Origin of the sequence: Stenotrophomonas sp. PD6 (assembly GCF_049199305.1) — a bacterium.
GTDB lineage: Bacteria > Pseudomonadota > Gammaproteobacteria > Xanthomonadales > Xanthomonadaceae > Stenotrophomonas.
This window is the reverse complement of sequence record NZ_JBLZQD010000007.1, coordinates 1-9,619: the sequence shown is the minus strand read 5'-3', so window position 1 is coordinate 9,619 and position 9,619 is coordinate 1. Positions and strand designations below refer to the sequence as shown.

8 protein-coding genes and 1 pseudogene are annotated in these 9,619 nt (G+C 67.2%); 3 read left to right on the top strand and 6 right to left on the bottom strand.

Annotation, left to right across the window (positions count from 1 at the left end; genetic code table 11):
• Positions 1 to 144: 144 nt before the first annotated feature.
• Both ACOZHM_RS11620 and ACOZHM_RS11615 read right to left on the bottom strand, forming a co-directional pair.
• On the bottom strand, positions 145 to 369 hold the full coding sequence (locus ACOZHM_RS11620) for a YbdD/YjiX family protein (protein WP_068853636.1): 225 nt from the start codon (positions 367 to 369) through the stop codon (positions 145 to 147).
• On the bottom strand, positions 369 to 2,450 hold the full coding sequence (locus ACOZHM_RS11615) for a carbon starvation CstA family protein (RefSeq protein ID WP_421569411.1): 2,082 nt from the start codon (positions 2,448 to 2,450) through the stop codon (positions 369 to 371). Before ACOZHM_RS11615 ends, ACOZHM_RS11620 begins: the two co-directional genes overlap by 1 nt.
• Positions 2,451 to 2,653: 203 nt before the next feature.
• On the opposite strand from ACOZHM_RS11615, the gene ACOZHM_RS11610 reads away from it, so the two are divergent.
• The gene (locus ACOZHM_RS11610) at positions 2,654 to 3,505 is read left to right on the top strand and encodes a pirin family protein (RefSeq protein WP_421569410.1); all 852 of its coding nucleotides are present in this window, start codon (positions 2,654 to 2,656) and stop codon (positions 3,503 to 3,505) included.
• 60 nt (positions 3,506 to 3,565) lie between these two features.
• Here ACOZHM_RS11610 and ACOZHM_RS11605 read toward each other — a convergent pair whose 3' ends face one another.
• From ACOZHM_RS11605 to ACOZHM_RS11590, 4 genes are all read right to left on the bottom strand, one after another.
• Positions 3,566 to 4,027, bottom strand: coding sequence for a hypothetical protein (locus ACOZHM_RS11605; RefSeq protein ID WP_421569409.1), 462 nt, complete (start codon positions 4,025 to 4,027; stop codon positions 3,566 to 3,568).
• 239 nt (positions 4,028 to 4,266) lie between these two features.
• On the bottom strand, positions 4,267 to 4,989 hold the full coding sequence (aqpZ, locus tag ACOZHM_RS11600; protein WP_421569408.1) for an aquaporin Z: 723 nt from the start codon (positions 4,987 to 4,989) through the stop codon (positions 4,267 to 4,269).
• A gap of 57 nt (positions 4,990 to 5,046) precedes the next feature.
• Positions 5,047 to 5,910, bottom strand: a complete 864-nt coding sequence (locus ACOZHM_RS11595; protein WP_421569407.1) for a pirin family protein — start codon at positions 5,908 to 5,910, stop codon at positions 5,047 to 5,049.
• 166 nt (positions 5,911 to 6,076) lie between these two features.
• A complete protein-coding gene (locus ACOZHM_RS11590) occupies positions 6,077 to 8,140 on the bottom strand; it encodes a 3-hydroxyacyl-CoA dehydrogenase NAD-binding domain-containing protein (protein ID WP_421569406.1) in 2,064 nt (687 codons plus the stop codon).
• A gap of 237 nt (positions 8,141 to 8,377) precedes the next feature.
• Here ACOZHM_RS11590 and rpoE point away from each other — a divergent pair, with 237 nt between their 5' ends.
• Positions 8,378 to 8,998, top strand: a complete 621-nt coding sequence (rpoE, locus tag ACOZHM_RS11585; RefSeq protein WP_421569405.1) for an RNA polymerase sigma factor RpoE — start codon at positions 8,378 to 8,380, stop codon at positions 8,996 to 8,998.
• Between the two features lie 8 nt (positions 8,999 to 9,006).
• Positions 9,007 to 9,570 (top strand): annotated as a pseudogene (locus ACOZHM_RS11580) (sigma-E factor negative regulatory protein); the annotation flags it as partial.
• Positions 9,571 to 9,619 lie beyond the last annotated feature (49 nt).

The following is a 9,619-nucleotide window of genomic DNA, read 5'->3' as shown; positions in this document are numbered from 1 at the left end:
CCCCCCCCCCCCCCCCCCCCCCCCCCCCCCCCCCCCCCCCAAAACCCATTAAAAAAACCCCCCAAAACCACCGGGGGCGCGCCCGCCCCCCCCTTTTCGCTTTCAAGCCGTCTCGACCAACGGTCGAGACCTACCGTTTAAACATCAACAGCAGCGACCACCATTACGACCGCCGTAACGCGCTTCCTGGCGTTCGCGGAAGAACGTCTTGTAGTCCATCGGCGTGCGGTCCGGATGCTTCTCCAGCACGTGCCGCACATAGTTGTCGTAGTCGGGAATCCCGCAGCACAACCGTGCCGTCTGCACCAGGCGCCGCCAGATCCGGCGGTGCGCCTGGTACTGCCCGACCGGAACCAGACCCGTGCTCATCACAGGTCCGCCATCTGGTGCGGCTGCAGCGCCACGTATTCCGTCTCACGGTCCGTACGCTGCGGCGTGCGGCGTGCCACCACGATCGTCTTGATCGCGTAGGCCAGGATCGAGAACACCACGAACAGGAACAGCACCGTCAGCCCCGTGTTCACGTATGCGTTCACCACGATCTGCTGCATCTGGCCCACCGTCTTCGCCGGGGCCGTGATAGTGCCGCTTGCAATCGCGTCCTGGAACTTGTGCGCCTGCGCCAGGAAGCCCTGCGCCGGATTGCTGTCGAAGATCTTGATCAGGCCCGCGTACGTCGTGCAGATCAGCAGCCATACCGCCGGTACTGCCGTCACCCACGCATAGCGGTCACGCTTCATCTTGAACAGCACCACCGTGCCCAGCATCAGCGCGATACCCGCCAGCATCTGGTTCGAGATACCGAACAGCGGCCACAACGTCTGGATGCCACCGAACGGATCCACCACGCCCGTGTACAGCAGGTAGCCCCACAGTGCCACGCAGCCGGCCGTCGCGATGATGTTCGCCGTCCACGACTCCGTCTTCTTCAGCGCCGGAATGAAATTGCCCAGCAGGTCCTGCAGCATGAAGCGGCCCGCACGCGTACCCGCGTCCACCGCCGTCAGAATGAACAGTGCCTCGAACAGGATCGCGAAGTGGTACCAGAACGCCATCATCGCGTTGCTGCCACTCGGGATCGCCTGGTGCAGGATCTGCGCGATACCCACCGCCAGCGTCGGCGCGCCACCGGCGCGGTGCAGGATCGTCGGCTCACCAATCGCCGCCGCCGTCGCCTCCAGCTGCTCCGGCGTGATCGTGAAGCCCCACGTCGTCGTAATGTAGTGCGCCGCCGACACCGCGTCCGCACCGATCACCGATGCCGGGCTGTTCATCGCGAAGTAGATGCCCGGGTCGATGATCGAGGCCGCAACCAGCGCCATCACCGCCACGAACGATTCCATCAGCATGCCGCCGTAGCCGATGTAGCGCATGTGGCGCTCATTGGCCAACAGCTTCGGCGTCGTACCCGAGGCGATCAGTGCATGGAAACCCGACACCGCACCGCAGGCAATCGTGATGAACAGGAACGGGAACATTCCGCCCTTCCACACCGGGCCGTCACCGCTGGCCGCGAACTGCGTCAGGGCCGGCATCTTCAGCTCCGGCATCACAATCAGAATGCCGACCGCCAGCGCCAGGATCGTGCCGATCTTCAGGAACGTCGACAGGTAATCGCGCGGGGCCAGCAGCAGCCACACCGGCAACACCGAGGCCACGAAGCCGTAGCCGATCAGCATCCACGTGATCTGGATGCCCGTGAACGTAAACGCTGGGCCCCAGACCGGGTCTGCGGCGATCTTGCCGCCGTACCAGATCGCCAGCAGCAGCAGGATCAACCCCACCACCGAAATCTCGCCGATCTTGCCGGGGCGGATGTAGCGCATGTAGATACCCATCATGATCGCGATCGGCATCGTCGCAATCACCGTGAACATGCCCCACGGGCTTTCCGCCAGCGCCTTCACCACCACCATCGCCAGCACCGCCAGGATGATGATCATGATCAGGAACGCGCCGAACAACGCGATCGTGCCGGGCACCTGGCCCATTTCCTCGCGCACCAGGTCACCCAGCGAACGCCCGTTGCGTCGGCTGGAAATGAACAGCACCATGAAGTCCTGCACCGCACCGGCCAGTACCACGCCGACCACCAGCCACAACAGGCCGGGCAGGTAGCCCATCTGCGCGGCAAGCACCGGGCCCACCAGCGGGCCGGCGCCGGCGATCGCGGCGAAGTGGTGGCCGAACAACACGTGCTTGTTGGTCGGCACATAGTCCAGACCATCGTTGTTGAGCACCGCGGGCGTGGCCCGGGTGGGATCCAGCTGCATCACCTTGTCGGCAATGAACAGGCTGTAGAAACGGTAGGCAATGAGATAGATGGAGACTGCGGCGACCACGATCCACAGCGCGTTGATCTGTTCGCCCCGCCGCAACGCGACGGTGCCCAGACAGAATGCGCCGAGCAGCGCGAGCGCGGCCCAACCCAACTTGGAAAAACCTTTCATGAGATTGCGTCTCCCTGAAGAACACCGTAAGGGTCCGCCCTGGCAGTGACCGGGTCAATGCGCAGGCGGAAGCTTGCCGCTAGTACTTTGGTCGTACACGGGTACGAAACACCACGCTTGGAACAATCGGTTGCGGGCATGACGGTTGGCGCCTCCAGGGGCTGCGCCCATCTTGTACCCGGAATCCTTTCGCTGGAGTCAATATGAGCAGCCCAACCCCCGCGCGCGTGCAGCGCACCATTCGTGGCATGGCCACATCCGACGGTGCGGGCGTGCGCCTGACCCGGGTGATCGGCGGCCCCTCGCTGCCCGACCTGGACCCGTTCCTGCTGCTGGACGAATTCGGCACGGACCGCGCCGAGGACTACATTGCCGGGTTTCCCAGCCACCCGCACCGCGGGTTCGAGACCGTCACCTACATGCTCGACGGCCGCATGCGGCACAAGGACAACCATGGCAACGAGGGCCTGCTGACCCCGGGCAGCGTGCAGTGGATGACCGCCGGCCGCGGCCTGGTGCATTCGGAGATGCCCGAGCAGGAATCGGGGCAGATGCGCGGCTTCCAGCTGTGGGTGAACCTGCCGGCGCGCGACAAGATGACCGACCCGAAGTACCAGGAATTCGCGCCGGAGCGCATCCCGGTGGCGCAGCCGGCGCCGGGCGTGCAGGTGAAGGTGATTGCCGGGCAGGTGGGCGACACGACAGGCCCGATCGTGCAGCCGGCGACCGACCCGCTGTACCTGGACATCCAGCTGGATGCAGGAGCGGCGTGGGACTACGCGCTTCCGGAAGGCCATAACGCGTTCGCGTATGTGTTCGAGGGCGCGCTGGTGATCGGCGTGGGCGACGATGCGCGGCCGGTCGACCGGCAGGAGATGGCGGTGCTGGGCGGCGGCGAGCTGCTGCAGCTGCGCGCCGGCGCGGCCGGTGCACGCCTGATCCTGGTGGCGGGTCGCCCGCTGCGCGAGCCGGTCATGCGCCATGGCCCGTTCGTGATGAACACCAAGCAGGAACTGATGCAGGCCTTCGTCGACTTCCAGGAAGGCCGCTTCTGACCGCCACCTGCGGCGCCGGCCAACGACCGGCGCTGCAGGACGAGGCGGTGCGGGCTGCGGTTACGGGCTCGAGGCAACGGTGGAAGGATTCAGATTCATCCCCCGTGCCATGGATTGCAGCGAACCCAGTTCGCCGGCATCGCTGGCATACAACGAAATCTGCGCGTAGCGGTTCTTGTCGAACTTCACCACGGTGACGCGGCGGGTGGCGTAGCCCGGTGGCTGCTGTCCGCCCAGATCAGGTTGGTACCAGTACAGCGACTCGCCGGCGAAGGTGCCTTTTTCCTGGCGCAGCGGGCGCGCGAGCGGAATCTCCGGGTCGCGGTTGCTGAGCATGAGGCTCATCACTTCGCGGCCATCGGCGGTACTGGCCTTGCACAGCACGAAACTGGAAGTGACCTGTTCCTGCCATTGCAGGTCGCTGCCGGACGGCAGCGAAGGACAACCGCTTGGCGACTGGGCCGATGCGGCCGCAGCGGACAACAACAGGCTCAGGCACACGGTGGCGCGCAGGATGTTCATTGTTTCCCCCTAGGACGGATTGGCCGCACCTGGTCACTGGCAGGACGCTTCGGGGCCATGAACAACCCTGGCCGATACTGCGCACATCCCCATGCGCTTCCGAGGCCTGCCCGTCAGGTGACGGGTCGGTGATTTCGACCTTAACGGAATGTGACCCGATCTACAAATAACTGTTTCAAATGATTCTAAACAGGGTTAAAGAGCCCGCCTTTCGGCGGGCCCGGTGCAGGCGCTTGCCGTCATCTCGGCTCGGTGCCGATCCATTTGTAGGCGATGCCGCCAATCAGTCCGCCCAGCAGCGGCGCCACCCAGAACAGCCACAGCTGGCCCAGGGCGCCACTGCCGGCGAAGACGGCCACGGCGGTGGAGCGGGCCGGATTCACGGAGGTGTTGGTGACCGGGATGCTGATGAGGTGGATCAGGGTCAGGGCCAGGCCGATGGCCAGCGGCGCGAAGCCGGCCGGAGCACGGCCGTGGGTGGCGCCCATGATGACCACCAGGAACATGGCGGTGAGCACGACTTCGCACAGGAAGGCGGCGGCGACGTTGTAGCCACCGGGTGACAGGGCCCCATAGCCGTTGCTGGCGAAAGCGCCGGCCTGGCTGGGGTCGATCTGGAAGCCGGGCGCGCCGGAGGCGATCTGCAGCAGGATGAAGCCGGCCAGCAGACCGCCCACCACCTGGGCGACGATGTAGGGCAGCAGGTCGCGCCCGGGGAAGCGGCCGCCGGCCCACAGCCCGACGCTGACCGCCGGATTGAAGTGGGCGCCGGAGACGTGTCCGAACGCGTAGGCGCCCGTCAATACGGTCAGGCCGAAGGCGAGGGCGACGCCGACGAAGCCGATGCCCAGCGGGTTGCCCTCACCGCCGAATTTGGCGGCCAGGACGGCGCTGCCGCAGCCGCCCAGTACGAGCCAGAATGTGCCGAGAAACTCGGCGGCCAGACGCTTGCCCATGCTCATTGCGCATCTCCAGGAGTGACCGGGGGTGCACGTTGGGGAGCGGGCGCAAGAGCGGGTTCAGCGTTCCGGCAACGGGATGAATTCTTTGTCGTCGCCGGGAATGGTGCCGAAGCGTCCCGATTCCCAATCGTGCTTGGCCTGCTCGATGCGTTCGGTTGAGCTGGACACGAAGTTCCACCAGAGGTGGCGCGGCCCATCCAACGGTTCACCACCAAGCAGCATCGCCTTCAACGGCGTCTTGGCCCGCAACCGGCCACGGGCGCCGGTCTCGGGAATGATGAGGTGCTGGGCGGGAATGTCGACGCCGTCGAGCTGGGCCTGACCGTCGAGGATGTAGAGGGCGCGCTCGACGTGGCCGGTGTCGAGGTCGAGCTCGGCATCGGCGTCGAGGTCGATGGCGACGTTGAGGGTGTCGGCGAAGACGTTGACCGGAGACTCTTCGCCATAGGCGCGGCCGGCGATGATGCGCACCCAGGCGCCGTTGCGGCGCTGCTGGGGCAGGGTGGCAGCGGCGTGGTGGTAGAAGGCGGGGTCGGCTTCTTCGAAGTTTTTCGGCAGGGCCACCCAGGTCTGCATGCCGTGGATGGGGTGGTCGTGTTCGCGCTCGACCGGCGGGGTACGCTCGGAATGGGCGATGCCGCGGCCGGCGGTCATCCAGTTGACGTCGCCGGGGCGGATGACCTGGTCGGAGCCGAGGGTGTCGCGGTGGCCGATGGCGCCGGACCAGAGGAAGGTGACGGTGGCCAGGCCGATATGCGGGTGCGGACGCACGTCGATGCCGGCGCCGGCGCCCATGACGGCGGGGCCCATCTGGTCGACGAAGACGAACGGGCCGACGCTGCGCGCCTGGATGCTGGGCACGGCGCGGCGTACTTCGAGGCCACCGATGTCATGGACACGCGGGGCGATGATGGTCGTCATGCGGGCTTTCTCGCTGGCGGGGACAGGCGGAAAGAATGGCACGCAGCCAGGGCGGGTGCATGGCCCGTTCGGGTAACAGGTTGTTTCAAAACAACGCCACCTCTCGGTGGCGTTGTTGTAGCGCCGGGCTCTGCCCGGCTGCTGTTGGCGCGAACTCTTCGGCGCCTTAAATCACCGGCTCGCGCAACACCGCGTCGTCCCAACCCGGGCGCGGGGCGAAGCGGTCGCCGTAGCGCTGCTGCAGTGCCTTGAGGCGTTCGACCAGGGCGTCGGCGCCGGTGGCGCGGATGTACTGGATCGGGCCGCCGCGGAACGGGGCGAAGCCGGTGCCGAAGATGACGCCGGCATCGAGCAGGTCGGCGTCGGCCACGACGCCTTCGTGCAGGCAGGCGACCGCTTCGTTGAGCAGCGGCAGGATCAGGCGGTCTTCCAGGTCGGCCGGGGCCTGGTAGTTGGCCGGCACGTCCGGCTTCTGGGCGCGGCCGTTGTCCCACTTGTAGATGCCCTGGCCGTCCTTCTTGCCGCGCTTGCCTTGTTCGACGGTCTGCAGGGCGGCCGGGATCTGCAGGCCCAGGAACGGGGCCAGTTCCTTGCCGACGCCGGCGGCGACGTCCAGGCCGACGGTGTCGAGCAGTTCGATGGGGCCCATCGGCATGCCGAATTTGACGGCGGCCTTGTCGATGACCGGGCCCGGGATGCCTTCGGCATAGGCGGTGGCGGCTTCGAGCATGTACGGGAACAGGACGCGGTTGACCAGGAAGCCTGGGGTGCCGGCCACCGGCACCGGGAACTTGCCCAGCGCCTTGCAGAAGGCGGCCAGGCGGCGCTCGGTCTCGGGAGCCATGCCGTCGTGGTGGATGATTTCCACCAGCGGCATCTGCGCGACGGGGTTGAAGTAGTGCAGGCCGGCGAACTGCGCCGGGCGCTGGATGTGGTCGCGCAGTTCCACCAGCGGAATGGAGGAGGTGTTGGTGGTCAGCAGCGCGTCGGCCTTCATCTTCGGCTCCAGCGTCTGGTACAGGCCGCGCTTGGCCTCGGCGTCTTCGATGATGGCTTCGATGACGAGGTCGGCGACGGCCACGCCGTCACCGGCGAGGTCGGCCTTGAGGCGGGCGGCGACGGCGGGGCGCTTGCTGTCGTCGCGCACTTTCTTGGCGAACAGGGCCTGCGCGCGTTCCATGGCCGGGTCGATGAAGCGCTGCTCACGGTCCTGCAGGGTGACCTCGAAGCCTTTGTAGGCCGACCAGGCGGCGATGTCGCCGCCCATGACGCCGGCACCGACGACGTGCACGTGGCGGATGCCGTGGTCCTTGCCGCCCAGCGCCTTGAGGCGTTCGGTGAGGAAGAAGATGCGGATCAGGTTGCGCGCGGTCGGGGTGCTGGCCAGCTTGACCACGGCGCGGCGCTCGGCGTCCAGGCGGGCCTGGATGCCGCTGCCGCCGGTGCGTGCCCAGGTGTTGATCAGCGCGTACGGGGCCGGGTAATGCTCCTTCCTGGCCTTGCGTGCGACCTGCTTGGCCATCTGCGGGGCGAGCAGCTTGCGTGCCAGCCAGGTGTTGGTGGCCCAGGCGGTCAGGCGCTGTTTGAACGGGCGGGTGGTGCCGGACAGGCCGAGTGCGACAGCGGTATCGAGCAGCACGGCCGGTGCCACCACTTTGTCGACCAGGCCGATGTTGCGCGCGGCCGATGCCGACAGGTTGCGGCCGGTCAGCATCATGTCCATCGCCGCCGGTGCACCGACCAGTTGCGGCAGGCGCGCGCTGCCGCCCCAGCCGGGGAAGATGCCCAGCTGCGTTTCGGGCAGGCCGATGCGGGTGGAGGGATCGTTGGACGCCACGCGGTACCGGCAGGCCAGCGCCAGCTCGGTGCCGCCGCCCAGGCAGTGGCCGTGGATGGCCGCCACCGTGGGGCAGGGCAGCTCGGACAGCTTCTGATAGGTGGTCTGGCCACGGCGGATGGCGTCGTTGACGGTGCCGCGGCGGTCGAATTCCTGGAATTCCTTCAGGTCGGCACCGGCAATGAAGCCGGCCGGCTTGATCGACTGCACCACGACCGCCTTGGGCGGGTCCATGGCCAGGCGTTCGACCAGGTCGCCCAGTTCCAGCAGCACGTCCTGCGACATCGCGTTGACGCTGCTGTCCTGGCGGTCGAGGCTGAGCACCACGACACCATCGTCACGGATCTCGGGGTGCCAATGTGAGAAGCGGAGCCCATCGAAGCCTGAAAGCATGGGACGTTCCATCCGGTTGTGTATGGAGAAGGGGGCTATGATCCAGAGGTTGTTTCCTCCCCGTCAAATCCTTATAGCTGGGGGAGTGGAGGACCCGGTTCACGGCCGTGATCTGAAACCTTAACGGAACGGTGGTTAAAAGCTGGTGCGGCGTCTCGTGATCGAGCGCTGAACTTTTCCCGGGATTGGCAGTCTCATTGCCCGACGTCGGTTGGGCTGACAGGAGTGCGGCCCCCAATGGCCGAGGTTGAAACACCACAGGAGCTGGACCTTGAGCTGGTCCGGCGAGTGCAGCGCGGCGAAAGCGCGGCGTTCGATGTACTGGTGCGCAAGTACCAGCATCGGATCGTCGCCCTGATCGGGCGCTACATCGCCGACTGGAGTGAATGTCAGGACGTCGCCCAGGACACCTTCGTCCGCGCCTACCGCGCGATCGGCAGTTTCCGGGGGGATGCGCAGTTCTATACCTGGTTGCACCGGATCGCCGTGAATACTGCCAAGAACCACCTTGCCGCCCACAACCGCCGCCCGCCCACCGATGACATCGACATCGGGGATGCCGAGCAGTTCGACAGCGGTACCCGCCTGCGCGACACCGACACGCCCGAGCGCGAGTTGATGCGCCAGGAGCTGGAGCAGACGGTGATGAAGGCGGTATCGGCGCTGCCGGAAGAGCTGCGGTCGGCCATCACCCTGCGTGAGGTGGAGGGCCTGAGCTACGAGGACATCGCGCAGAAGATGGGGTGCCCGATCGGTACCGTGCGGTCGCGGATCTTCCGCGCCCGCGAGGCGATCGACACCGAACTCCGGCCGCTGCTGGACATCGGCAGTGCCACCCGCGAGAAGGGTCGCGTATGAGTCACCACATGCCTACCAATGGTTCCACCGGCCCTGCGCCGGACAAATTCGATGCCCACCATCGCCAGCAGCTGTCGGCGCTGATCGATGGTGAGCTGACGCTGGACGAGGCGCGCTTCATGCTGCGCCGGCTGGAGCACGATGAGGCCCTGTCGGGCTGCCACGAGCGCTGGCAGCTGCTGGGCGACGTGCTGCGCGGCCAGGCCTGTGCGCCCGCGCCGGCCGGCTTCGCCGCGCGCGTGCAGGCCGTCGTTGCCGCCGAGCCTGCGCCTGTGCAGGCCGCCGTCACTCCGGCCCCGCGCGAGCGGCGCGCTGGTTGGCTGCGCTGGGGCGGGGGCGCCGCACTGGCGGCCTCGGTCGCCGCCGTGGCCTTGTTCATGGCGCGCGAACAGCTGCCTGGCGAGGCACCGTCGCCGGCGCCGACCACCGTGATCGCCAGCCAGGCCGAACTGCCCGCACCCGCACCGACCGCACCGGGCACGCCGACCGCACCGTGGGCGCCGCAACGTGCCGCTGCCGTGGCCGACACCGCGCTGGCCGTTGCTGCCGTGCCGGCCGCCGCCGTCGGCGCGCGCCCGGCCCGCGCCGGGCGCTTATAAACAAAACCCAGCCCACGCGCCC